Below are 24,187 nucleotides of genomic sequence, written 5' to 3' on the forward strand. Positions count from 1 at the left end.
GCGCTTAGAATGGCATTTTAAAGCCCGGTGGCAGCGGCAGACCGGCTGTCAGCCCCGCCATGCGCTCTTGGCTGGTGCTTTCGGCTTTGCGCAGTGCATCGTTGAAGGCGGCGGCGATCAGGTCTTCCAGCATGTCTTTATCGTCGCTCAGCAGGCTGTCGTCGATGGCCACACGCTTCACCACATTGGCGCAGGTCATGGTGATTTTCACCAGGCCCGCGCCAGATTGGCCTTCCACCTCGACGGTGGCCAGCTCATCTTGGGCCTTTTTCATGTTTTCCTGCATTTGCTGGGCTTGTTTCATCAAGCCACCGAGACCGGCTTTATTAAACATACTGCTTCCTTTTGGTGATGAACAGGGCGGGTTTTACAGTGGTTTGATCGAATCTGCGTCGATCATGCCGCCAAAATCCCGCACCAGGGTTTGAATAAACGGATCGTTCTGGATCGCCGCCACGGCATTTTCCTGCCGCTGGGCGTTTTCGCGCACCAGCATGGCGGCCGGAGTTTCACCGCTGAGCGTACCAATCTGTACGGTCAATTTGATGTCACGGCCGTAATGTTCGCTCAGCGCGAGGCGGAGTTTTTCCTGATAATCGCGGCCGGATACCGCCCGATGCTCTTCGCTGACTTGCAGCATGAAATGATCATCGGCGTAGTGCTGCAATTCGGCATTTTGCGCCAGCATGCCGGCGGCGCCGAGCTTGAGCTGAACCACCAAGGCGCGCCAGTCGCCATTAAACGGCGGCGGTGGGGCGCTGGGCGTGGCGGCCACGGGAGCATCGCTCGTTAACTCCGTAGGGGCTTGGCTTGGGGCTAGATCAGCTGTAGGCGCGACAACGGGCTCCGCAGCTTGGGCGTTGCTCGCCGGCTCGTCATACAGCGCAGCAGCAGCTTCAACATGCCACGGTGGTGGCTCATCGGCAGCGTGGCTGGGGGCAGGGGCCGGTGAGTGTGATGTTGCTTGAGCGCTGGGGGCTGTCGGTGCGGCGACCGGGTGGGCGACGGGTGCTGCTGATGCTTGAGCGACAGCAGCCGGATTCACTGCAACCGGATGAACTGCCTCTGGATTCACTACCTCTGGATTCACTGCCGCCGCTTCCGGTGACACCACGTTAGGCGCGGCGGGTGCAATTGCTAAGCTCGCAGCAGAAGTGGATGCCGTATTTGGGCTTACCGGCGCGCTCAGGCCTTGGGTCGGGCCCGGCTGAATTGGGCTTGCGGGCAATTGCTCGGCACTGGCCGGCGCAAAGGCCAGCATGCGCAGCAGCGTCATGGTGAAGCCCGCATACTCATCCGGAGCCAGCGGCAAATCGCGGCGACCATGCAGCGCGATTTGATAATACAGCTGGGTGTCTTCGGGGCTTAGCGCGGCGGCCGCGGCCTGAATTTGCGCCAATTGCGGTAAATCATCGGCCAGCGCCCCGGGCACGGCTTGAATAAGCGCCACTTGGTGCAAAACATGTGCCAGCTCATGCAGCGCGGCTTCGTAAGACAAGCCGCGTTTGGCGATTTCATTGGCGGTATTCAGCAGCGCCGGCCCATCATGGGTGGCCAGCGCGGCGAGTAATTCAAATAGATAGCTTTGATCCACCGCGCCCAGCATGGCGCGCACGCCGGCTTCTTCCACCTGACCCGCGCCGTGGGCAATGGCCTGATCAAGTAGTGAGAGCGCATCGCGCATCGAGCCATTGGCCGCGTGGCCAAGCAGATTGAGCGCCAATGGCTCAAATTGCACTTGCTCGGCTTGCAGCACTTTATGCAGATGGCTAGAGACTTGCTGCGGCGTCATTTGGCGCAGCGAAAACTGCAAACAGCGGCTGAGCACCGTGATCGGCACTTTTTGCGGATCGGTGGTGGCCAGAATAAATTTCACATGGCTTGGCGGCTCTTCCAGCGTCTTCAACATCGCGTTGAAGGCGGATTTGGACAGCATGTGTACCTCGTCGATGATGTACACTTTGAACCGCCCGGCTGTCGGGGCATACTGCGCGTTATCCAGTACTTCGCGGATGTTATCAATGCCGGTATTGGAGGCCGCATCGATCTCCAGTAGATCGACAAAGCGCCCGGCATCAATCTGGGTGCAGGCCGAACACACGCCACACGGCTCGGAGGTAATGCCGGTTTCGCAGTTCAGCGCCTTGGCCATAATCCGGGCGATGGTGGTCTTGCCCACCCCGCGCGTGCCGGTCAGCAAATAAGCATGGTGCAGTCGCTCGCTGGCAAACGCATTGGCGAGGGCTTTGATCACATGCTCTTGCCCAACGAGTTGGGCAAAGGTTTTAGGGCGCCATTTGCGCGCGAGTACTTGATAGGCCATGGCGCGATTCTAACAGATCGGTTTGCGATGGTTGAGCCTTGCTTGAAGGAAGAAGGAAAAATGCTGAATCCCCCCGCTGATCCCAGCTTGCCCACGGCGCAGGATGATCCCGAGCCACAAGCCCCGCATGAGCCAGCACTGGAAGAATGCTGCACCAGTGGCTGCGTGCCCTGTATTTTTGATATTTATGCCGAAGCCTTGCACGCCTATCGCGCCGAGCATTTAGCCTGGCGTGCGCGCCAAGCCGCCCGCGATGCTGCGTCAGCGGGTGCGAGCGATTAACCGGCCAAGTGGCAGAGCGTACTTCGCGTAGATTGAATCTGCGCTGGAATGAAGGTGTTGAATTGAGACGAGGCCAGCCTGCTGGCCGTCAGGAGTAATACATGAGCCGTTTGTCTACGCTGGCCTGTGTGGCTGGCTTGATCCTTAGCCCTTGGGCCAGTGCCCAATTGTCGCCCAAAGTGGCCAGTAGCTTGCAGGCTGCCAACCTACCCAGCAGCGCCATTAGCGTGGCAGTGCTGCCACTGGATGGGCCGGCCAGCGCGGCGCAATGGCATTTAGCCGATGAGGCGCGCAACCCGGCCTCAACCATGAAATTACTCACCACTTGGGCGGGGCTGCAGCGCCTTGGCCCGAACTGGCAATGGCAAACCGATCTGCTGGCCACCCAGGCGCCAGTAAAAGGCGTGCTCAATAGCCCGCTATATCTGCGGGGGCGGGGCGACCCCAAAATCACGCTGGAACGGATGTGGCTGCTGGTGCGCGAATTACGCGCGGCCGGGGTCGATGACATCGCCGGCCCGCTGGTGCTGGATGCGAGCTACTTTCAGCGCAGCCCGCAGCGCAGCGAATACGATGATGATGGTGATACCGAGCGGGCGTTTCTGGTTGAGCCTGATGCGCTGATCAGTAATTTTCGCACCTTGCGGATTAATTTTGATTCCACTGGCGAGCGGGTGCAGCTGCGGGTCGATCCGCCACTGAATCAGGTGCGGGTGAGTAATCAGCTGGCGATTGGCAGCGGCGGCAACTGCGCTGAATGGGCCAAGCGCGTGCAGCAGCGCATGGGCGAGGTCAGTGGCTCGGAGTTTCTGGTGCAGTATGTGGGCGAAATGCCACCCGGCTGTCAGGCCGAACGCTATGTGCCGGTGCTGAATCCGCAAAGCTATACCCAGGCCTTGTTCTGGCACCTGTGGTACCTCAATGGCGGCAAAGGCTCGGGTAAAACCGAATTTGCCGCGACGCCCGCCGGCGCGCAGCGGCTGGCCAGCAGCCGTTCGCCCGATCTGGTGAGCACCGTGCGCGATATTAATAAATTCAGTAATAACCTGATGGCGCGCCAGCTGTATCTCACCATCGGCGCCGAGAGCAATGTGGCGGGCAACTACACCGATGACAAAGCCGCCACCGCCATCCGCGATACGCTGCAGCAGGCGGGTTTGCGCTGGCCGGAGCTAGTGCTGGAAAACGGCTCAGGTCTCTCGCGTAGCGAGCGCATTAGCGCGCGCCATTTGGCCGAATTGCTGCGCGAAGCCGCGCGCGGCCCGTATGCCGCCGAGTTTATCAGCTCGCTGCCGCTGGTCGGGCTGGATGGCACGATGAAAAAACGCCTGGGCGAGCTGGCAGGCCAGGCGCATATCAAAACCGGCAGCCTACGCGATGTGCGGGCGGTGGCCGGCTATGTGCGTGATCGGCAAGGGCGTAATTGGGCCGTGGTGGGGATCGTGAATCACCCCGAGGCCGCCAAAGCGGGCCCGGCGCTGGATCAGCTGATTCGCGAAGTGTGGCAAGCTAAATAATCCCTGGGGGTATAGGCCCAAAGTCTATTTTTGATGAGCTTTCGGTTGATATACCTGCTTGGGTATTGAGCGTGCAGACCAATGAACTCGCCTGCATGGCAATAGCGCGGTAAAATGGCGTGTTTTACCGCCCACCTCTGGATGAAAACGGCATGGATAAAATTCTGATTCTTGATTTCGGCTCGCAAGTGACCCAGCTGATCGCCCGTCGCGTGCGCGAAGCGCATGTGTACTGTGAGCTGCACCCGTTCGATATGTCACTGGAAGAGATCAAGGCTTTTAATCCGCAAGGGATTATCCTGTCGGGTGGCCCGAACTCGGTGTACGAGTCGGATTATCAAGCAGATCCAAAATTGTTTGAATTGGGCATTCCAGTGCTCGGTATCTGTTACGGCATGCAGTTCATGGCGCAAACCTTGGGCGGTAAAGTTGAATCGGGCGACAAGCGCGAATTTGGCTACGCTGAGATCCAGGCTCGCCATCACTCAAAACTGTTCGAAGGCCTGCAAGACCGCGTAGACGCGGCGGGCAATGGTTTCCTCGATGTGTGGATGAGCCACGGCGACAAAGTAACGGCACTGCCAGCTGGCTTTAACGTGATCGCCGAAACGCCATCTTGCCCGATCGCCGCCATGGCCGATGAAGCGCGCCAATTCTACGCAGTGCAGTTCCACCCCGAAGTGACGCACACCAAACGCGGCACCGAAATGATCCACCGCTTTGTGCTGCATGTGTGTAATGCCAAGCCATCGTGGACCATGCCGAACTACATCGACGAAGCGGTGAAAAAAATCCGCGAGCAAGTGGGCGACGAAGAAGTCATCCTTGGTCTGTCGGGCGGCGTCGATTCATCAGTGGCAGCGGCGCTGATTCACCGTGCGATTGGCTCGCAGCTGACTTGCGTGTTTGTAGATCATGGCCTCTTGCGTCTGAACGAAGGCGATATGGTGATGGACATGTTCGCGCGCAATATGGGCGTGAAAGTGATCCGCGTGGATGCGACTGAACAATTCATGAGCAAACTCGCTGGCGTGACCGACCCAGAGCGCAAACGCAAAATCATCGGTGGCGAATTCGTTGAAGTTTTCCAGCAAGAATCCGGCAAACTCACCACCGCCAAATGGCTGGCTCAAGGCACGATTTACCCCGATGTGATCGAATCAGCTGGCGCGAAAACCGGCAAAGCGCACGCGATCAAGAGCCACCACAATGTCGGCGGCTTGCCAGAAGACATGAACCTGAAACTCTTGGAGCCACTGCGCGAGCTGTTTAAAGACGAAGTGCGCCAGCTGGGCGTGGCGCTGGGCTTGCCACCAGAAATGGTGTATCGCCACCCATTCCCAGGCCCAGGCCTTGGTGTGCGGATTCTGGGCGAAGTGAAAATGGAATACGCCGACCTGCTGCGCCGCGCGGATGCGATTTTCATCGAAGAGCTGCGCAACACCATCGATGAAAAAACCGGCAAGAGCTGGTACGACCTCACCAGCCAAGCCTTTGCCGTATTCCTGCCGGTGAAATCGGTGGGTGTAATGGGCGATGGCCGTACTTACGATTACGTAGTAGCGCTGCGCGCCGTGGTCACCAGCGACTTCATGACTGCCCACTGGGCCGAGTTGCCATACAACCTATTGGGCCGCGTATCCAACCGCATCATTAACGAAGTACGTGGTCTGAACCGCGTGGTATACGACGTCAGCGGCAAACCACCGGCAACGATTGAGTGGGAATAAGCCCTACATCGAAATACAGCACTGCAGCTTATCCAACCCCGCCTCGGCGGGGTTTTTTCTTGCCGGCTTGGCTGGCAGGCTTTGTTGTTACCGTGTAGTATTTTATTTACTTATTGGTATCTGTTTGTTCTTGCTAGTAGCTATTGCCGGTGATCAAACAGACCATTGAGGTATGTAGTGGTATCCATTGTCTAGAAAAGCTTGTGGGGATATACCGTGGCAGGTATGCCGGTGCATGTGGTGTGGCTAAAAAAAGATCTGCGCTTGCACGATCATTGGCCATTATGGGAAGCCAGCCAGCGTGGGCCGGTGCTGGTGCTGTATTGCCGCGAGCCGAGTCTGCAGGCGCAGCCCGATTACAGCGCCGGGCATTGGGCGTTTACCCGTGAATGTTTGGCGGAGCTTGCGCATGATTTGGCGCGGGCCGGCTTGCGGCTGTATGTGTATCCCGGCGAGGTGGTGCCGGCCTTACAGGCTTTGCAGCAGCAGGTGGCGTTGGCCGGGCTGTATTCGCATGAAGAAACCGGCAATCTCGCCAGCTTTGCCCGCGATCGGGCGGTGGCGGCGTGGTGTCGCGCGGCTGGCGTGCCTTGGCAAGAATGGCCACAAAACGGCGTCGTGCGCCGGCTGGCCAATCGTGATCACTGGCAGCGCCACTGGCAAGGGCGGATGGCGGCCAGCCCCGCGCCCAAACTGCAATGGGCGCAAGATGCGGCACTGGCGGCTTGGCCCAGCTGGCCTGTTGGCGAGGCGGGCGATTTCTGGGTCGATACGCCGGCGCAGGGCCAGGATTTTGCGGCGCGCCAAGCTGGCGGACGCCGCGCGGCGGTGAATACGCTGCAGGCATTTTTGCTGGAGCGGGGCGGGCAATATCGCGGCGGGATTTCCAGCCCGCTGAAGGCCGTGTCGGCTTGTTCGCGCTTATCGCCATATTTAAGTTTTGGCTGCCTGTCGCTGCGTGAAGTGGTGCAGGCCACGCGTCGGCGGGCGGCGCAACTGAAATCCGAAGCCCCGAGCCCGACGCGCTGGACGCAATCTTTGCGCAGCTTTGAAAGCCGCTTGCACTGGCATTGCCACTTTATGCAAAAGCTCGAATCTGAGCCAGAGCTCGAGCAATTCGCGCAAAACCCGGCCTATCTGGGCTTGCGGGAAAGTCAGTTTAATCCCGCGTATTTTCAGGCGTGGGCCGCTGGCGAAACGGGCTATCCCTTGATCGATGCCTGCATGGCGATGCTGCGGCACACCGGCTGGATCAATTTTCGCATGCGCGCCATGCTGGTGAGTTTTGCCAGCTACAACCTCTGGCTGCACTGGCCACAGCCGGCGGCGCATCTGGCGCGGCTGTTTCTGGATTATGAGCCGGGCATTCATTACCCGCAGGTGCAGATGCAATCGGGTGTCACCGGCATTAACACCCTGCGCATTTACAACCCGATCAAGCAAGCGCAAGAGCATGATCCACGCGGCGCATTTGTGCGGCATTGGTTACCGGCGCTGCGGCGAGTGCCCGATTGGTGCATTTTCGAGCCCTGGCTGATGCCCGAAGGCATACAGCGCGAAGCGGGCTGCATGCTGGGGCGCGATTATCCGTGGCCGGTGGTGGATTGGGCCAGCTCAATGCAACTGGCCAAGCAGCGGATCAGTGATTGGCGGCGCAGCCAGCCGCATTTACGCGAATTATCGCAAGCGGTGTATCAAAAACACGGTAGCCGGCAGGGCCCAGCCCAGCGGCGCAGCCGGCGTTCTGGTACCGCGAAAGCGCCGCCCGCCGCGCTACAAGCCGATTTATTTGCCGGTGGGCTCGATGCCGAGCTCGCGCTGGAGTAAACATGCCCGATAAACCGAAAACCCGCGCGGCCGTGTCGGCCAAAGCGCAATTGCCCAGTAAGCTGTGCCCCATCTGTCAGCGGCCATTTAGCTGGCGCAAAAAATGGGAGCGCGATTGGGCGCAAGTTAAATACTGTAGCCAGCGTTGCGCCCGCGCCGCGCGCGGGGCCGGAGGCAGCGATGCGCACAACTGATTTACCTCGCATTGCTACGGCTCAGCCATTTCGCCGCCTGCGGCTGATTTTGGGCGATCAGCTCAATGCCCTGCATAGCTGGTTTCGCACGCCGGCCGAGCAGGCCGATACGCTGTATGTACTGATGGAAATCCGCAGCGAAACCGATTACGCCTGGCATCATGCGCAAAAAGTGCTGGGTATTTTCGCCGCCATGCGCGCCTTTGCGCAGGCCTTGGCCACGGCTGGGCTGGCCGTGCATTACCTGCGCTTGGGCGATGAGGATAATCAGCAAAGTTTTGCCGTCAATCTGGCTACGCTGTTGGCGCGCCATCAGATCCGCACGCTGGAATGGCAGCAGCCGGATGAATGGCGAGTGGCGCAGCATCTTCGCGATTTTGCGGCCGTAGCGGGTGTGCCGTATCAGGTGGTCGATAGCGAGCATTTTCTGGCCGAACAGGCGCAGATTAGCCAGCAATTCGCGCAGAAAATCCCGCGCATGGAGTTTTTTTATCGCGCCATGCGCCGGCAATATCAGCTGCTCTTAACGCCCGAGGGCGAGCCGCTGGGCGGGCAGTGGAATTTTGATGCCGACAATCGCCAGCGCTGGCCGGGCAATCCGCCTGCGCCCAGCTGGCCGCAGCCGCGCCACGATTTACGCGAACTGTGGCAGGAAATCAACGCCGCCGGTGTGCGCACGCTGGGCGCGCCGCAGGCGGACGCGTTTAATTGGCCACTGAGCCGGCGAGAGGCGCAAGAGTGGTTGCGCCATTTCATCGCGCACGCCTTGCCGCATTTTGGCGCGTATCAAGATGCAATGAGCCAAGCCTCGCCAACTTTATTTCATGCCGGGCTGTCGTTTGCACTGAATATCAAATTGCTGCACCCGCTGGAGGTGATTCAGGCCGCGATTGCGGCGTATGAACACGGCGCGGTGAGCCTGCCCACGGTGGAAGGCTTTGTGCGGCAGATCTTGGGCTGGCGCGAATTTGTGCGTGGGGTGTATTGGGCGCGCATGCCCGGCTATCGGGCGCTCAATGTGCTGCAACATCAGCGCCCCTTGCCGCGCTGGTATTGGGATGGGCAAACCAAAATGGCTTGCCTGCGCCATGCGATTGGCCAATCGCTCAACATGGCCTATGCCCACCATATACAGCGGCTGATGGTGACCGGCAATTTCGCCTTGCTGGCCGGCATCGACCCCGATCAGGTCGATGCTTGGTATCTGGGGATTTATATCGATGCCTTCGAGTGGGTGGAGCTACCGAATACCCGCGGCATGAGCCAATACGCCGATGGCGGGCTGCTGGGCAGCAAGCCTTATGCCGGTTCCGCCAGCTACATCGGCAAAATGAGCGATTACTGCAAAGGCTGCGCCTATCAGCCCAAATTGCGGCACGGTGAGATGGCTTGCCCGTTCAATAGCCTGTATTGGCATTTTCATGTCCGCCACGCCGAGCGGCTGGGGCGCAACCCGCGGCTGGCGATGAGCTATCGCAGCTGGGAGAAGCTGGGGGCGCAAGAGCAGGCGGCCACCTTGGCGCAGGCCGAGCGGTATCTGGCGCAGCTGGATGATTTATGAGGGGTATGGGCCTGAAATTATCAGTATTAATAGGTTTTGAGTTATTACTAGGGCGGGGTATTTAGCATGACGCAGCCTCAAACGTGTGGCGTGTATTGGTTTCGGCAAGATTTACGTCTGCACGATCAGCCTGCGCTCACCGCGGCGCTGGCGGCTTGCCAGCAAGTGGTGCCCGTGTGGGTGTGGCCTGACAACCCCACTACCGCCTGGGGCTTTGCTCGCCATAGCGCGTTGAAATTGCGTTATCTGGCCGACACGGCGTTGGATTTGCGCCAGCGGCTGCGTGCGCTGGGCAGTGATTTGCTAATTCTGGCCGGCCCGCCCGCTGTTGCGTTGGCCCAGCTGCAAGCCCAACTATGGGCGCAAGGCTGGCCTTGTCAGCTCTGGTGCGAAGCGATTGCCGCGCCGGATGAAGAAGCCGAGCTGCAGGCCGCGCGCGCGGCGGGCTGGCAAGTGCACCCGCATTGGCAATCGGGGCTGTTTGCGCTGGCCGATTTACCATTTCGCCCGGATAGCTTGCCGCAGGTATTTACACCTTTTCGGCAATTATTGGCGCGCACCGGCTGCCAACCTGCCGCGCCAGTGGCGCCGATCAGCGCACTACCGGCGCTGCCGGTCTGGGCGGCGCAAGTGCCGCAATTTGATTTAGCCGCCTGGCGCGAGAGCCACCCGGCTGCGCCAGACCCGCGTGCTGCGCTGCGCTTTGATCTGCCCGAATTGGCCGGTGGCGAAAGCGCGGCCCTGCGCTATTTGCAGGCCTATCTCGCCAGCGAATTGCCTACCCACTACAAGCAAACGCGTAATGGCCTGCTGGGCGCGGCGTATTCCAGTAAATGGTCGGCCTGGCTAGCCAGCGGGGCGCTGTCGGTGCGGCAGATTTATGCGGGGCTGGCGGCGCGCGAGCAAGCGCGTGGCGCAGATGAAGGCAGCGAATGGCTGTATTTCGAGCTGCTGTGGCGCGAGTATTTTCGCCATTTGCACCGCCAGCATGGGCGGCGTTTGTACCGCGCCAGCGGCTTAAACCCTAGTGCCCCTGCACCCACCCATGATCCAGCCCGCTTTGCCCACTGGTGCGCCGGGCAAACTGGCCAGCCTTTTATCGATGCCGGCATGCGTGAGCTGCGGCTCACCGGCTATTTATCCAATCGGCTGCGGCAAAATGTGGCAAGCTATTTGGTGCATGATCTGGGCGACGATTGGCGCGCCGGTGCGGCGTGGTTTGAAGCGCAGCTGGTCGATTACGATGTTTACAGCAATCAGGGCAACTGGCTGTATCTGGCGGGTCGCGGCACCGATCCGCGCGCCGGGCGGCGGTTTAATCCGCTCAAGCAGGCGCAGGACTATGATCGCGCGGGCGACTATCAGCGCTGCTGGGCGGCTGGCTAACTAGCGCGCTACCAGCGGGCCAAACCGTATTGAATGCTCAAAATCCCCAGCCAGGTGAGCAGCAGCGAGCCGCACACATGCAGGGCGATGGTGCCCAGCGCCAGCGTGTATTCACCGCGCAGCAGCATGCTGGTGGTTTCGGCGGAGAAAGTCGAAAACGTGGTTAAACCGCCGAGAAAACCGGTGGTGACCATCAGGCGCAATTCGGGGCTTAGCACGCCGGTTTGGCTAAAGAGGCCCAGCGCAATGCCCATCAGATAGCCGCCAAGCCAGTTGGCGCTTAGCGTGCCCAGCGGAATCCCCGCCAGCATGGGGTTGAGCGCTAAACCCAGCACCCAGCGCAACCAGGCGCCTGCCGCGGCGCCAACGCCGATCAAGGCACAAGCCAGTAGATTCATCGTTTTTTCCGCGCAAAAAAGCAGATTATACGCCTACCGCTTAGCTTGGCTGCGCCGCGCGCAAACGCGCCAGCGGATTAAAGCCGGTGACCAAGGCCGTGCCCAGCAAAATAATCAGGCCGCCAGCTACCGTATTGCTGCCGATATGCTCGCCCAGTAGCAAAGCACCCCACAGCACCCCAAAAATCGGAATCAAAAACGTCACTGTCAGCGTCGAGGCGGCGCCAATATCGCGCACCAGACGGAAATACAGCAAATACGCGACACCGGTACAGAGTATCGCCAGCGCCAGCACTGCTCCCCACACCAGCGGGGTAGGGCTGCCCGCCGGGCTACTCACGGTAAGGAGTGGCAACACCAGCAAAGTGGCGCCCCACATACTGCCGTGTGCACTCTGAAATGGCGCGAGGTGGCTGGCCTTGAGCTTGGCATAGCTACTGGCCAGGCCATAACACAGTGTGGCGCCAAGGCAGGCGCCAATCGCCCAAGCTGCACCGGGCTGGCTGCTTACCCGATCAAACCCCACCAGCACCGCGACGCCCAGCATACCGAGCAATAGGCCCAACATCACGCTGCGCGCGGGCAAACGCCGCTGCAAGCTGGCCATAATGATTGCCCCCCAGATCGGCGCGGTGGCATTCAAAATCGACATCAGCGAAGCATTCAGCTGGCGGGCGGCAAAGCCATACGCCAGAAAAGGCAAGGCCGTATTCAATAGTCCCAGCACCAAAAAATGCCGCCATTCCCCCAGTGGCAAACCCTGCCGTAGCAGCGCCGCCACGGCGCCAAGAAACAACGCCGCAAAGCCAATCCGCCCCGCAATCAGCCACACCGGCCCTAGCGTCGGTACGGCCACGCGCAAAAACAAAAACGACGCGCCCCAGATGGCGGCAAGCAAAAACAGTTGGCTGAGGTGACGTAAGTGCATAGTGGGATTCGCAGCGAGGGATAAAGGCATTGTGCGCTGCTGGAGGCCGCTTGCCTAGGCAGGCGCTGAGCTACATCGTTGGCAAATTAAATATTGCGGCCTTGCGTTGGCCATTCGTCTACGGGTAAATGCAAACAAAAGCCCGCCAAAAGGCGGGCTGATTGATGCGCTTGCTCGCGACTGAATGCAGACTGCGCTTTAGCTCGCAGCTTCCTGGCGCCAATTCAGCTGCCCGTGTAGCTCTACCACATGGCCGATGATAAGTAGGGCTGGTGGTTTGATGGCTGCGCTGTGGATATCGGCGGCGAGGGTGGCGAGCTGGCTGATCACCACGCGTTGCTGCGGGGTGGTGGCACGCTCGATAATGGCAACGGGGGTATTGGCCTCACGACCATGCTGGATAAGCTGTTCGGCAATATACCCTGCTTGCGCTACACCCATATACACCACGACAGTTTCTTGCGGATTCACAAGGCGAGCCCAATCGAGCTCCAGTTTATCCGCCTCGCTCTCAGTCGCGCGCCGGTGGCCGGTGACAAAGGTGACCGATTGCGCATAATCGCGGTGCGTGAGCGGAATGCCGGCATAGCAAGAGGCGCCGGCGGCCGAAGTGATGCCGGGCACCACTTCAAACGGAATTTGCGCAGCGGCCAGCTCGGCAATTTCTTCGCCGCCGCGCCCAAAGATAAAGGGGTCGCCCCCCTTGAGCCGCAGCACTTTATTGCCAGCTTGCGCCAGCCGCACCAGCAGCTGGTTGATTTCTTCTTGCGGCAAAGCGTGATTGCTGGCTTTTTTGCCAACATACACACGCTCGGCATCACGGCGCACCAGCTCCATAATCGCCGGCGACACCAGATTATCGTACAGCACTACATCGGCTTGCTGCATCAGCCGCAGCGCCCGGAAGGTGAGCAGATCAGGGTTGCCCGGGCCGCTGCCCACCAGATAGACCGCGCCGCGCACCGGCGGCTGGCCGCTGTGTAAGGCGTCTTCCAGCGCGCTGCGGGCCGCGTTCACTTGGCCAGCAAAAACCTGATCGGGGATCGGGCCGGCCAGCACGTTTTCCCAAAATTCCCGCCGGGCGGCCGGATCGGGTAGTTTTTCTTTCGCAAGGGGGCGCAGCTCGCTCCCCAGCCGGGCCAAGTCGCCCCAGCCATGGGGGATAAGTGCTTCGAGCTGGGCGCGCAAATGCCGCGCCAGCACCGGCACTCCACCGCCCGTGGAAAGCGCGATCGTCAGCGGGGCGCGATCAACAATCGCCGGGGTGATAAAGCGGCTATGCGCCGGATCATCCACGGCATTGACCAAAATGCCCGCGGATTCGCAGGCGGCAAACACGGCCTGATTGACCGCGGGCTGATCGGTGGCGGCAATCACCAGCCGCATGCCGACGATGTGGCTGAGTGAAAACTCGCCGGGCCGCCAGTTCAGCCGGCCGGCGCGTACTTCGGCTAAAAGTTCATCGCAGATTTGCGGGGCGACCACGGTGAGGTCGGCGCCGGCGCTGGCTAGCAGGCGCATTTTGCGCAGCGCGATTTCCCCGCCGCCAACCAGCAGGCAGGGTTGTTGTTTCAAATTCAGAAAGAGGGGGAAATAGTCCATGGGCATCTCGGGCGGTGAGCCGCCATTGTCGCGCATGCCGGCGGCGGCGCGTGGTTTTCCGGGGCGATTTTGATCTAGATCGTTTTTGCTCAAGGTGAATTATGCCATGCTGCTCGCCAGCACAATCGCAAAGCTGCGCGTGCAACGCGCACCGCGGCTCTTGTGCCGGCCTTGTCTTTACAATTTATGCATGCGCAGCCACTGCGCCGGGCCAGTTGAATTGATCAAAACAGGAGATCTGCCATGAAAGGGATAAGCAGCACCGTACTGGCCGGGGTGGCCATGGGACTGATTGCTGCCGCGAGCCATGCCGCGGGGGTAGAAGATGTGATGAAGGCCAAGGCCTGTTTTGCCTGCCATGCGGTCGATAAAAAACTGGTCGGCCCCGCATATAAGGAAGTGGCGGCCAAATACAAAGGCGACAAAGCCGCGGTGAGCAAGCTGGCGACCAAGATTCAAAAAGGAGGAGCAGGGGTGTGGGGGCAAGTGCCGATGCCTGCCAATGCGGTGACTGAAGCCGAGGCCAAACAGATGGCCGAATGGGTATTGGCCCGAAAATAAAACTCACCTGCAACACACTGACCCCGGCCCGCTGCCGGGGTTTTTTTCGTCTGGCGTGAATGCATTGCGCGCTGGTGAGCGCAAGGCAGCCACTGCCATTGGGGCGGGTTTTCGCGCATACTGGCAGCTTGAGTGTGCCGTGGAGCTAAGCCATGCTGATTCGCCGCCCGACCGATATTGCCCCTTCTGAAATCACCCCGCAGGCGCAGTATTTGCGCCGACGCGAGTTTATGGCGCTGGCTGCGGCCACGCCGCTCTTGGCCGGCGAAGCGCTGGCGGCGCTCACTGGCAAACCCAGCCCATTTTCCACCACCGAGGCGCTGAACACTCGCCAGCAAATTACCAGCTACAACAATTTTTACGAGTTTGGCACCAGCAAGGAAGACCCGGCCGCCAATGCGCAGCGGCTGAAAACCAGCCCCTGGCAGGTGGCGGTCGAAGGCGAGGCGCTCAAGCCCAAAGTCTTCGGGCTGGAAGAAATCCTGAAACTCGCCCCGCTGGAAGAGCGGATTTATCGCCTGCGCTGTGTCGAAGGCTGGTCGATGGTCATTCCGTGGATTGGTATCCCGCTGGCGAGTTTACTCAAAGTGGTGCAGCCTACTGGCAAAGCCAAATTCGTCGCCTTTGAAACCCTGCTCGACCCGCAGCAAATGCCTGGCCAGCGTACGCGTGTGCTGGATTGGCCGTATAAGGAAGGTTTGCGGATCGATGAGGCGTTGCACCCGCTCACGCTGCTGGCGGTTGGCCTGTATGGCGAGGTGCTACCCAAGCAAAATGGTGCGCCGATTCGCTTGGTGGTGCCGTGGAAATATGGCTTTAAAAGCATTAAATCGATTGTGCGGATCCGCCTGCAGGAAACCCAGCCGCCCACCAGCTGGAATCTGGCCGCGCCCAATGAATATGGCTTTTACTCCAATGTGAACCCGGCCGTGGCGCACCCGCGCTGGAGCCAGGCCACCGAGCGGCGCATTGGCGAGTTTTACAAACGCAAAACCCTGCCATTTAATGGCTATGGCGAGCAGGTGGCGGGCTTGTATCGCGGGATGGATTTGCAGAAATTCTTTTAAGTGGTGGGGTATAAACCGGTAATGTCAATAAATCATGATTTAGCGGGCAATACCCCGCTATTGTATCGCTGTCTGCAGCATAAGGCCTGCTGGTGGCTGCTCTTGCTGACGCCTTTGCTGCGCATGGTGTGGCTGGTGCTGCAAGGCGAGCTCGTGAACCCGATTGAATTTATCACCCACAGCACCGGTACCTGGGCGCTGAGTTTGCTTTGCGCCACTTTGGCCATCACACCGCTGCGCCAGCTGAGCGGTTGGGCGGGCTGGCAGCGCTATCGGCGTTTGCTGGGGCTGTTTGCGTTCTTTTATGCCTGCCTGCACTGGCTGACTTATTTGTGGCTAGATCAGTTTTTTGCGCTGGACGCGATCGTGGCGGATCTGGTGAAGCGGCCGTTTATTTTGCTGGGGATGCTGGCGTTTACCTTGTTGCTGCCGTTGGCGATCACTTCAACCCAAGGCTGGATGCGGCGACTAAAGCGCCGTTGGGGGCAGCTGCATCAGCTGGTGTATCCGGCGGCGCTACTGGGCGTGCTGCATTATCTGTGGCTGGTGAAGCGCGATCTGACCACGCCACTGCTGTTTGCCACCGGGCTGGCGCTATTGCTGGGCTGGCGGCTTTGGCGTTGGGTGAAACCGCGTTGGGGCGGGGCAGGGTAGATATTTTGATTATGCCAATTGTGGCAGCGCGCCGCATGGCGGCTGATCGCCGCGGGGCGTTAGGGATCCACAGGTCGGCTGTGGCCGCACGCGTTTAGCGGGCGAAACAAAACACCGGCAGCAGCCAGTGTTTTTTGGTGAAGGTCGTTGGTGGTGGTCAGTTGGCTGTGGTTTGCTCGTGAGCAAATGGCGTGCGCTTGTGGCTAATTACAAGCCACCCGAGCCCACAAAATGCACGCGTTCAAAATCTGCGCCGCGTTGCAGCAGGCTAACCAGCCGGATGCGATGCATGGTCTGGCCATCCCAGTAATCCAGCAGCCGGCCCTGCCGGAACCAGCCGGGCGGCAGCAGTAGGCTGGCAGGGGATTTCAGCGCTGGTACGGCATCAATCATCACCACCGAGGTGAAATCGCTTTGCCCAAAGCGCGCGGCATCTTGCGCGCGGATACTGGCGGCATGCGGCGTGCCGGGTAGCAGCTGCAGGCCCAATTGCTGCTCGCCATCTTGCTCGGCCAGCCAGCGAATCTGCCCGATGAGGCGCTGCTGGCCATCGGCAATCATCAATACCTGGTGCAGTACCAGCCGCTGTGTCTCATCCCGCGGGCGACGCAGGCACATACCCTGGGCAGTTTCATTGCTGATCTGCCATTGCTGGGTTTGCGGTGCCAAGGGCGCAACCGGCGCCAGCCGAGCGCTGGTTTGGCCAAACATGCGAATCTGCATCAGCTCGGCGCTACTCATCTGCTGCTCGGCTTGCGGTGGCGGGGCAAAGTGCCCGGCGGCCAGCCACAGATGCAGGTTTTTCAGCTGGAGCCCGGCTTCGAGATAGCGATCAGTAGGGCGGCGGGGTAATTGCCGCTCAAGCGGATGATCGCACCAGGCGCGATACAGCTCGCGCAATAATTCTTCGGCGGCCTGTGGCCCTAGCTCGCTGCCCAAACCGATTTTTTCCGGCATTTCACCCATGCGCAGCAGCTTGATCCGTTTGCTGAGCACTTGCGCCAGCGACAGGGTATCGATGCTCAGCTCATCGGCTTCGCCGCGGCCATCGGCCCGCAGCGGTACGCCGGGTTCGGCCAGATTGATCAGCAGCGGTGGTCGGCCGGGCAGGCCTTCGGCCTTGGGGGCCAGCGTGCTGCGGGTGGCCAATATTTCTAGCCGTTTATGCAGCCACAGCTGTTGCTTATGCGAATACTGGTAGGGATTGGCGGCGGCAAACAGCAGCGCGTGCAGGAACATCGCCTCAGGGGTGCTGACCCCACTGATCTGGATCAGGCTATCGCGGGCTTTGAGCTTATCGATGTGCTGTGCGCGCGCCAGCTGGTAAAAGGCAAATAATTGCTGCCAATCCCGCGCCGGAGGACGGCGATAAATCTGCACCTGGCAGGCCATAGCCTGATTGGTGTAATACAAGGTGCGCTCAGCCAGCAGGGGCAGGTATTCGGCGACGGTTTGTTCGCCGCTGCAGGCGGCGCGCCAAGCCAGCGCATAGGCGTGCTCTAAATGCAGCCACATGCTGTAGATGGCAAACCAGGTTTCCTGCTCGGCGGGGGTGAGCGGCACGGGCTTGCCGATCAGTTTTTCCTGCATGCCCTCTTGCAAGATGTGCACGGTTTCGCGAAATTGCTCGATGATTTTCAGTGCATCTAGTGCCGGCAAATCGCTGTGATTGAGCTGGCTGATGGCTTCGGTGAGCTCGGCATGGGCCACCGGCACATTAATCAGTGGCAGTAATTTCAGCCAGTCGCGCGCGCTGCGTGCATCCTGAAACGGCGGTACTTGGCCGCGATCAGGTTGGGGCAGGGCACGCTCAATCCACTGTTCGATCATGGTGCCAGTTGCTCCAGCGCTTGCCGTAGCGCCGCCAGGTCAGCCGCCGCGGGCTGATGGCGAGTGCGATCGGCCGGCTTTGTGGCCCAGATTGGCGCCGGGAAATGCAGATCATCTTGCCAGCGCGGAATTACATGCCAATGTACATGCGGCACCATATTGCCCAGGCTGGCTAGATTGATTTTGTCTGGATTGAGTGTTTGCCGCACGGCTGCCTCTACTGCCCAGACAATCGCCATCAGCGCTTCGCGTTCGGCCAGCGGCAGATCGGTCATTTCGGCCTGATGCTTGGCCAGAATAACCCGGCAAAAGCCCGGGTAATCGGGCTCATCCGCAAGAACGACGCGGGCAAGGTGATTGCGCCAGACGACTTCGCCGCCGTCTTCATGACACAGGGGGCAGTGGGTGTTCATGTTCAAACCAGTGTTTTAATTTTGTGTTGATTATATTACGGCGCGCCCGTTTGGCGAGTAGGGCAAAACCACCGTTCATACCGCAGAGGTGAGTCGTATTACAAAAATCAAACGCTGGGCTTGCAAGCTTACTCAAGCCGCGATTATGCCCCAGCATTTGTTGCGATTTGGCGAGGATAATCAGCGCACTGGGGTTTTCTTACCATAGCAGGCTGTCAGCTTGGCGGTGGCATAAATCACAAAGGGCAGGCCTAATCGGCGCTGCCCTTTGCGGTGTTCATACAACAGTAAATGCTAATTTAAGCCGAGGCCTAGAGCAGAACCCGCTCAATCCCGCCATTGCTGGCCTTGGCGACATACTCAGGCATCCAGTTTTGCCCCAGTACCGCCTTGGCGATTTCGACCACGATGTAGTCGGCTTCGGTGCCGGCATCGTCGTTGTAGCGATTCAGGCCCTGCAGGCAGGATGGGCAAGAAGTCAGAATTTTGACTGGTGCTTTATCATTGCCCGCATCCGCACGCAATTTGGCCGCGCCTTTTTCCATTTCTTCCTGTTTGCGGAAACGCACTTGGGTCGAAATATCGGGGCGGGCAACGGCAAAGGTGCCCGATTCACCGCAGCAGCGATCATTCAGATCGACGCGTTGGCCCATCAGCTGATTGGCTACTTCCACCCCTTTGTAGGTCTTCATCGGCGTGTGGCATGGCTCGTGATACATATACTGGGTACCGCTCACACCTTCAAGCTTGACGCCCTTTTCCAGCAGATACTCATGGATATCCAATAGACGGCAGCCCGGGAAGATTTCTTCAAAGCGGTATTTAAGCAGCTGATCCATACACGTACCGCACGACACGACGACGGTTTTGATGTCGAGGTAGTTCAGCGTATTGGCCAAGCGATGGAAGAGCACGCGGTTTTCCATCGTGATCTTGTCGCCTTTATCTTGCTGGCCGCTGGAAGTTTGCGGGTAGCCGCAACACAGATAGCCCGGTGGCAGCACCGTGGTGGTGCCTACATGCCAGAGCATGGCTTGCGTAGCCAAACCCACCTGGCTAAACAGCCGCTCCGAGCCGCAACCCGGGAAGTAGAACACGGCCTCGTTGTCGTCGTGCAGGCGCTGCGGGTCGCGAATTACCGGTACTACATTGCTATCTTCCACATCCAGCAAGGCGCGGGCGGTTTTCTTCGGCAAGCCACCTGGCATCGGTTTATTGATGAAGTGAATCACCTGTGCCTTGATGGGCGCTGTGCCCAGCGTGGATGGTGGCTGCTTGGTCACGCCTTTGAGCAGACCAAATTTCTTCGCCACCGAATGCCCCAGCCGCTGTGCTTTGTAACCCCAGCCGATCATCATGGCGCGCATCAGTTTGATGGTGGCCGGGTCTTTTAGCGTCAAGAAAGTCATGCCCAGCGCCGAGCCGGGGTTGAATTTCTTTTTGCCTTCTTTGCGCAGGAAATTGCGCATCGCCACCGACACATCACCAAAGTCGATCTTCACCGGGCAAGGGTTCACGCAGCGGTGACACACGGTACAGTGATCCGCCACATCACCCAGCTCTTCAAAGTGTTTGAGCGAAATACCACGGCGGGTTTGCTCTTCGTACAGGAAAGCTTCGGTGAGCAAACCGGTGGCCAGAATCTTGTTGCGCGGGCTGTACAGTAGATTTGCGCGCGGCACGTGGGTGGTACAGACCGGTTTACATTTACCGCAGCGCAAACAATCTTTGACCATATTGCTGATGCTGCCAATGTCGGATTGCTCCAGAATCAGCGATTCAGTGCCCAGCAGGCTAAAGGATGGCGTATAGGCATTGGTCAGATCGGCGCCGGGCAAGAGCTTGCCTTTATTAAAGTGCCCGTGCGGATCGACTTTTTGCTTATAGGTTTCAAATGGCTGCAGTTCAGCGCGAGTGAGGAATTCGTATTTGGTAATGCCGATGCCGTGCTCGCCGGAAATCACGCCATTCAGATCACGGGCCACTTGCATAATGCGCGCCACGGCGTGGTGGGCGCGTTGCAGCATATCGTAGTCGTCCGAGTTCACCGGCAAGTTGGTGTGCACATTGCCATCGCCGGCGTGCATATGCAGTGCGACCCAAGTGCGGCCTTTGAGGACTTTCTGATGCAGGGCATGAATCGCATCCAGAATCGGCTTATCGGTGCGACCGCTAAATAGCGTTTCCAGCTCGGTCAGTAGCTCGCGTTTGTAGGAAATGCGCAGGACAAAATCACGCAGCGCGTGGAATACGCTTTGCGGCAGCTCATTGGCATCGACGGCTTTCTCGAGCGGCAGCTGTGGGAAGGCGCTTTGATACAGTTCGAACGCGACATCCAGATTATTGTTTACCCACTGCCAGTGCTGGCGGGTTTGCTCGATAAAGGCCAGCGCTGATTCGCGGCGATCGCCAATCAGCACATCATGGCTGACTGGTGCATCGCTGGTATCGAAGGGCAGGCGACCTTGGGTGAAAAACTCGCTCAGCTGGTCAAGTAATTCCAGTTTGTTATGAATCGACAGCTCGATATTGATTCGCTCGATGGCGTCAGAGTATTCACCCAGACGCGGCAGCGGAATCACTACGTCTTCATTAATCTTGAAGGCGTTGGTATGTTTGGCAATCGCCGCCGTGCGGGCGCGATCCAGCCAGAATTTCTTCCGCTGCTCAGGTAGCACGGCGATAAAGCCTTCGCCGCCGCGGGCGTTGGCCAGTTTCACGACATGGCTGGTGGCTTCGCCCAGCGCTTTTTCATCATCCGACACAATATCGGCAATCAGCACCATCTTGGGTCGGCCTTTGGATTTGGCCTTGGTGGCATAGCCTACCGCGCGGACATAGCGCCAATCGAGATGCTCTAGGCCAGCGAGCTGCACGCTCGGATGGGCATCGAGATAATCTTTGATTTCAACAATCGACGGTACGGCGCGGCTCACTTCACCGAAGAATTCCAAACACACGGTGCGGATATGGTCCGGCATGCGGTGCAGCACAAAGCGGGCACTGGTAATCAGCCCGTCGGTGCCTTCTTTTTGAATGCCAGGCAGGCCGGCGAGGAATTTGTCGGTAACGTCTTTACCCAAGCCTTCCTTGCGGAACGTACGGCCAGGGATCACCAGCGTGTCTTCACCGAGCTTGGTTTTACCATCGGGTTTGAATTTGCTAATGCGGAAGGTGGCCTGCGCCGCGTCATGGATTTTGCCCAGATTGTGATCCATCCGCTCGATAAACAACCAGTTGCCATCGGGGTCGACCATTTTCCAGCTGACCAGATTATCGAGTGCTGTGCCCCAGAGTACGGCCTTTTTACCGCCGGCATTCATGGCGACATTACCACCAATACAGGAGGCATCGGCAGAGGTTGGGTCCACTGCAAACACGAGGCCCGCGTCTTCCGCGGCTTCCATCACGCGGCGAGTCACTACGCCCGCGCCACACTGAATGGTGGCGACTTCGTGGTCCACACCGGGAATGCGGATTTTCTCAACGCCCTGATGGCGATCGAGTTTTTCGGTATTGATCACCGCGCTCATCGGCGTCAGCGGCACGGCGCCGCCGGTGTAACCGGTACCACCCCCACGCGGGATAATGGTGAGCCCCAGCTCAATACAGGCGGAGACCAGCGGTGCCATCTCGGCTTCGGTATCCGGGGTGAGGACCACAAAGGGGTATTCCACCCGCCAGTCGGTGGCATCGGTAACATGGGAAACCCGCGCCAGACCATCAAACTGGATATTGTCTTTGCGCGTGAGGGCGCCCATTTTTTTCAGGACTTTCTTGCGCAGAATGCCGATATCGCGGAATTCGCGTTCAAATTCATCCACCGCCTGCCGGGTGCGGGCGAGCAGAATATTCACCCGCTCGTTTTCCTGGCGGCGTTTTTCGATTTCGGCCAGCCGGTGATGCATGGCTTCCACCAGCAAACTCAGGCGCTTGCGGTTTTCCAGCAGATCATCTTGTAGATACGGATTGCGCTTCACCACCCAGATGTCGCCCAATACTTCAAACAACATACGCGCCGAACGGCCGGTTTTACGCTCTTGGCGCAGCTCGTCCAAAATACGCCAACCATCATCGCCCAGCAGGCGAATCACGATTTCACGATCAGAAAACGAGGTGTAGTTGTAGGGAATCTCACGCAAGCGTTCTTGCGATTGGACGATGGCGGCGGCGGTCTGGTCGGCCATGAAGGGCATCTCCGGCGGGAAAGACGGCTAAAGACCGAATTTTAACGGAAAAATGCTTACTTAAACTCGCAAATTTGATAGGGATTTGCGCGAGCTCGGCTTTTAGGGTGCTAGCTGCGGTTTGCCGAGGCTTTTTTTCAGCTGACTGGCAATTAGTAGACGACCTGATTGCGGCCAGCTTGCTTGGCTTTGTAAAGGTTTTGATCGGCGCGCTGCACCATGCTGCCGAGCTGGGCATCGTTCTGATATTGCGTCACCCCTACGCTAATAGTGAGCTCCATGCCATGCTCGATTTTGCCCCATGGCCATTGCGACACCATTAAGCGCAGCCGCTCGGCAACGTCGCGCGCGGGTACGCCACTGCGCGAGGGGAGTAAGACCAGAAATTCTTCCCCACCCCAACGGCAAACCAGATCATCCTGCCGGCAACCGGATTTAAGCAGCGCACCAACTTGCCGCAAGACCAAGTCACCCACCAGATGGCCCCAGCGGTCATTGATGCCTTTAAAGTAATCGATATCAATCATCAACAAGGCCAGCGGCTCTTGATGTTCGGGATTGGATTGCAGGCCTGAGCCGAGTTTGAGCTCTAGTCCGCGGCGATTGAGTAGGCCCGTTAGTGGGTCTTGTGAAGCCAGATAATCACTCTGCAGCCGCGCTTGTCGCTCTTCGGCATGTTGCTCGCGCAGATTGAGGTTTTCTAGGCGGGTTTTTTCGACTTCGAGCTTGGCTTCCATCATATGCAGCCGTTGCGGCGACGCTTGGCGCAAGAGCTGGTAATGATGTTGATAGCCTTGTCGATGGTATTGCAAGGCCAGGGCGTACTCTTTGCGCTCGGCATGTACATCGGCCAGCGCAAGCTCCAGCTTATAAATCAGATGGGCTGCGCCGATCTCATTGGCCAATGTCAGGCTGTGTTTGAGTGCTTCCAGCGCCGCATCCAGCTGGGTACGGGCGAGGGCCAAGCGGCCGAGTAGGTATAAATTCTGCGCCTCGCCCCAGTGATTCTGGTGCTGCTGGTTCAAGCCTTTCGCCCGTTCGAGGTAAGACTGCGCCAGCGGATAATCTTTTTCTAGCAGTGCCAATTGCCCCAGCCCGCCCATCGCCGCCGCTTGATATTCAAGATTGCGGGCTTCTTGCGCCAGAATCAGGGCTTGTTTCAGGGTTTGCTTGGCATTTTCCAGTTGGCCTAACTCCAGCTGATCCATGCCGATATTGATTTCGATTGCGGCTTTGCTGACCAGGTCGGTGGAGCGGTAGGCATGATCACGCGCTTTCAGATGGTGATTCAGCGCCTGATAAAACTCGTCGTGGGCAAAATACAGCTGGCCAATCCCGAGCTGGCCTTTGATGTAGATGGCGTCGTTTTCAATCGCCAGCGCGGCATCCAGGCATTGAGCCCAGGCTTCTAATGCGTTGTCATAATCGCCCTGCGTATAGCAAGCGCGGGCGATTTCTTGTAGGCAATCAGGAATCAAGGCCACCAATTGGTGCAGATTGGCCATATACAGCGCATGCCGCATTAGTGGCAGTCCATCCGCTAGCTGGCCTTGAATGCAGCTAATGCTGCCTTGCAGGAAGAGCGCCTCGGTAAACCCAGCGGTGTAATCGAGCGGGATGGATAAATTGGCCGCATGCTGTGCGCATGCCAGTGCTTCCGCCGAATGCTCGCGAGCTAGATCACGGGCGCGCTGATTTAGATTGTCGACATCGGCGTGGCTATGCAT

General features: G+C 59.0%; 19 protein-coding genes. 10 read left to right on the forward strand and 9 right to left on the reverse strand.

Annotation, left to right across the window (positions count from 1 at the left end; translation table 11 throughout):
• Positions 1-4 precede the first annotated feature (4 nt).
• Positions 5-334 (reverse strand): YbaB/EbfC family nucleoid-associated protein, encoded by a 330-nt coding sequence (locus QV747_RS00855; RefSeq protein WP_028448764.1) that lies wholly within the window; start codon positions 332-334, stop codon positions 5-7.
• A gap of 33 nt (positions 335-367) precedes the next feature.
• The gene (dnaX, locus tag QV747_RS00860; RefSeq protein ID WP_273428366.1) at positions 368-2,323 is read right to left on the reverse strand and encodes a DNA polymerase III subunit gamma/tau; all 1,956 of its coding nucleotides are present in this window, start codon (positions 2,321-2,323) and stop codon (positions 368-370) included.
• A gap of 60 nt (positions 2,324-2,383) precedes the next feature.
• Here dnaX and QV747_RS00865 point away from each other — a divergent pair, with 60 nt between their 5' ends.
• The 7 genes from QV747_RS00865 to QV747_RS00895 all read left to right on the forward strand — a co-directional run bounded on the left by QV747_RS00865 (position 2,384) and on the right by QV747_RS00895 (position 10,820).
• Positions 2,384-2,605, forward strand: coding sequence for an oxidoreductase-like domain-containing protein (locus QV747_RS00865; RefSeq protein ID WP_273428363.1), 222 nt, complete (start codon positions 2,384-2,386; stop codon positions 2,603-2,605).
• 101 nt (positions 2,606-2,706) lie between these two features.
• A complete protein-coding gene (dacB, locus tag QV747_RS00870; RefSeq protein ID WP_273428360.1) occupies positions 2,707-4,122 on the forward strand; it encodes a D-alanyl-D-alanine carboxypeptidase/D-alanyl-D-alanine-endopeptidase in 1,416 nt (471 codons plus the stop codon).
• A 152-nt stretch (positions 4,123-4,274) separates the two neighbouring features.
• Positions 4,275-5,852, forward strand: a complete 1,578-nt coding sequence (guaA, locus tag QV747_RS00875; RefSeq protein ID WP_273428357.1) for a glutamine-hydrolyzing GMP synthase — start codon at positions 4,275-4,277, stop codon at positions 5,850-5,852.
• Between the two features lie 225 nt (positions 5,853-6,077).
• Positions 6,078-7,679, forward strand: coding sequence for a cryptochrome/deoxyribodipyrimidine photo-lyase family protein (locus tag QV747_RS00880; protein WP_273428693.1), 1,602 nt, complete (start codon positions 6,078-6,080; stop codon positions 7,677-7,679).
• Positions 7,680-7,681: 2 nt separating this feature from the next.
• Positions 7,682-7,873: a DUF2256 domain-containing protein gene (locus QV747_RS00885; protein WP_273428356.1), complete on the forward strand. Its 192-nt coding sequence runs from the start codon at positions 7,682-7,684 to the stop codon at positions 7,871-7,873.
• Positions 7,860-9,434 (forward strand): cryptochrome/photolyase family protein, encoded by a 1,575-nt coding sequence (locus QV747_RS00890; RefSeq protein ID WP_273428354.1) that lies wholly within the window; start codon positions 7,860-7,862, stop codon positions 9,432-9,434. The genes QV747_RS00885 and QV747_RS00890 overlap by 14 nt, the downstream gene beginning before the upstream one ends.
• A gap of 66 nt (positions 9,435-9,500) precedes the next feature.
• Positions 9,501-10,820 (forward strand): DASH family cryptochrome, encoded by a 1,320-nt coding sequence (locus tag QV747_RS00895; RefSeq protein ID WP_273428352.1) that lies wholly within the window; start codon positions 9,501-9,503, stop codon positions 10,818-10,820.
• An 8-nt stretch (positions 10,821-10,828) separates the two neighbouring features.
• On the opposite strand, the gene crcB is transcribed toward QV747_RS00895, so the two are convergent.
• The 3 genes from crcB to cysG form a co-directional block, all read right to left on the reverse strand.
• Positions 10,829-11,218, reverse strand: coding sequence for a fluoride efflux transporter CrcB (crcB, locus tag QV747_RS00900; RefSeq protein WP_273428349.1), 390 nt, complete (start codon positions 11,216-11,218; stop codon positions 10,829-10,831).
• Positions 11,219-11,258: 40 nt separating this feature from the next.
• Positions 11,259-12,146, reverse strand: a complete 888-nt coding sequence (locus QV747_RS00905; RefSeq protein WP_273428347.1) for a DMT family transporter — start codon at positions 12,144-12,146, stop codon at positions 11,259-11,261.
• Positions 12,147-12,344: 198 nt separating this feature from the next.
• Positions 12,345-13,841 carry a siroheme synthase CysG gene (gene cysG, locus QV747_RS00910; protein ID WP_273428345.1) on the reverse strand — a complete coding sequence of 499 codons (1,497 nt, stop codon included), beginning with the start codon at positions 13,839-13,841 and terminating at the stop codon, positions 12,345-12,347.
• Between the two features lie 150 nt (positions 13,842-13,991).
• On the opposite strand from cysG, the gene QV747_RS00915 reads away from it, so the two are divergent.
• The 3 genes from QV747_RS00915 to QV747_RS00925 all read left to right on the forward strand — a co-directional run bounded on the left by QV747_RS00915 (position 13,992) and on the right by QV747_RS00925 (position 16,030).
• Complete coding sequence (locus tag QV747_RS00915; protein ID WP_028448774.1) at positions 13,992-14,309, forward strand: c-type cytochrome; 318 nt, start codon at positions 13,992-13,994, stop codon at positions 14,307-14,309.
• 152 nt (positions 14,310-14,461) lie between these two features.
• Entirely contained in the window at positions 14,462-15,376 is a 915-nt protein-coding gene (gene msrP / locus QV747_RS00920) for a protein-methionine-sulfoxide reductase catalytic subunit MsrP (RefSeq protein WP_273428342.1), read from the forward strand.
• Positions 15,377-15,397: 21 nt separating this feature from the next.
• The gene (locus QV747_RS00925; protein ID WP_273428340.1) at positions 15,398-16,030 is read left to right on the forward strand and encodes a sulfite oxidase heme-binding subunit YedZ; all 633 of its coding nucleotides are present in this window, start codon (positions 15,398-15,400) and stop codon (positions 16,028-16,030) included.
• 207 nt (positions 16,031-16,237) lie between these two features.
• Here QV747_RS00925 and QV747_RS00930 read toward each other — a convergent pair whose 3' ends face one another.
• From QV747_RS00930 to QV747_RS00945, 4 genes are all read right to left on the reverse strand, one after another.
• The gene (locus QV747_RS00930) at positions 16,238-17,860 is read right to left on the reverse strand and encodes a hypothetical protein (protein ID WP_028448777.1); all 1,623 of its coding nucleotides are present in this window, start codon (positions 17,858-17,860) and stop codon (positions 16,238-16,240) included.
• Positions 17,857-18,273, reverse strand: a complete 417-nt coding sequence (locus tag QV747_RS00935) for an HIT family protein (protein WP_273428336.1) — start codon at positions 18,271-18,273, stop codon at positions 17,857-17,859. Before QV747_RS00935 ends, QV747_RS00930 begins: the two co-directional genes overlap by 4 nt.
• 311 nt (positions 18,274-18,584) lie before the next feature.
• Positions 18,585-22,469 (reverse strand): DUF3683 domain-containing protein, encoded by a 3,885-nt coding sequence (locus QV747_RS00940; RefSeq protein WP_373317258.1) that lies wholly within the window; start codon positions 22,467-22,469, stop codon positions 18,585-18,587.
• Positions 22,470-22,612: 143 nt separating this feature from the next.
• Positions 22,613-24,187: a GGDEF domain-containing protein gene (locus QV747_RS00945; protein WP_273428332.1), complete on the reverse strand. Its 1,575-nt coding sequence runs from the start codon at positions 24,185-24,187 to the stop codon at positions 22,613-22,615.

The organism is uncultured Chitinibacter sp., assembly GCF_945957625.1.
In the GTDB taxonomy this organism is placed as follows: domain Bacteria; phylum Pseudomonadota; class Gammaproteobacteria; order Burkholderiales; family Chitinibacteraceae; genus Chitinibacter; species Chitinibacter tainanensis.

Bases quoted from the DNA above. Each gene is read 5' to 3' on its own strand.
- guaA (WP_273428357.1), top strand. From the start codon at position 4,275: ATGGATAAAATTCTGATTCTTGATTTCGGCTCGCAAGTGACCCAGCTG.
- QV747_RS00940 (WP_373317258.1), bottom strand. From the start codon at position 22,469: ATGCCCTTCATGGCCGACCAGACCGCCGCCGCCATCGTCCAATCGCAA.
- QV747_RS00915 (WP_028448774.1), top strand. From the start codon at position 13,992: ATGAAAGGGATAAGCAGCACCGTACTGGCCGGGGTGGCCATGGGACTG.
- dacB (WP_273428360.1), top strand. From the start codon at position 2,707: ATGAGCCGTTTGTCTACGCTGGCCTGTGTGGCTGGCTTGATCCTTAGC.
- crcB (WP_273428349.1), bottom strand. From the start codon at position 11,218: ATGAATCTACTGGCTTGTGCCTTGATCGGCGTTGGCGCCGCGGCAGGC.
- QV747_RS00930 (WP_028448777.1), bottom strand. From the start codon at position 17,860: ATGATCGAACAGTGGATTGAGCGTGCCCTGCCCCAACCTGATCGCGGC.
- dnaX (WP_273428366.1), bottom strand. From the start codon at position 2,323: ATGGCCTATCAAGTACTCGCGCGCAAATGGCGCCCTAAAACCTTTGCC.
- QV747_RS00925 (WP_273428340.1), top strand. From the start codon at position 15,398: ATGTCAATAAATCATGATTTAGCGGGCAATACCCCGCTATTGTATCGC.
- QV747_RS00935 (WP_273428336.1), bottom strand. From the start codon at position 18,273: ATGAACACCCACTGCCCCCTGTGTCATGAAGACGGCGGCGAAGTCGTC.
- QV747_RS00905 (WP_273428347.1), bottom strand. From the start codon at position 12,146: ATGCACTTACGTCACCTCAGCCAACTGTTTTTGCTTGCCGCCATCTGG.
- QV747_RS00885 (WP_273428356.1), top strand. From the start codon at position 7,682: ATGCCCGATAAACCGAAAACCCGCGCGGCCGTGTCGGCCAAAGCGCAA.
- QV747_RS00880 (WP_273428693.1), top strand. From the start codon at position 6,078: ATGCCGGTGCATGTGGTGTGGCTAAAAAAAGATCTGCGCTTGCACGAT.
- QV747_RS00895 (WP_273428352.1), top strand. From the start codon at position 9,501: ATGACGCAGCCTCAAACGTGTGGCGTGTATTGGTTTCGGCAAGATTTA.
- QV747_RS00865 (WP_273428363.1), top strand. From the start codon at position 2,384: ATGCTGAATCCCCCCGCTGATCCCAGCTTGCCCACGGCGCAGGATGAT.
- QV747_RS00890 (WP_273428354.1), top strand. From the start codon at position 7,860: ATGCGCACAACTGATTTACCTCGCATTGCTACGGCTCAGCCATTTCGC.
- QV747_RS00855 (WP_028448764.1), bottom strand. From the start codon at position 334: ATGTTTAATAAAGCCGGTCTCGGTGGCTTGATGAAACAAGCCCAGCAA.
- QV747_RS00945 (WP_273428332.1), bottom strand. From the start codon at position 24,187: ATGCATAGCCACGCCGATGTCGACAATCTAAATCAGCGCGCCCGTGAT.
- msrP (WP_273428342.1), top strand. From the start codon at position 14,462: ATGCTGATTCGCCGCCCGACCGATATTGCCCCTTCTGAAATCACCCCG.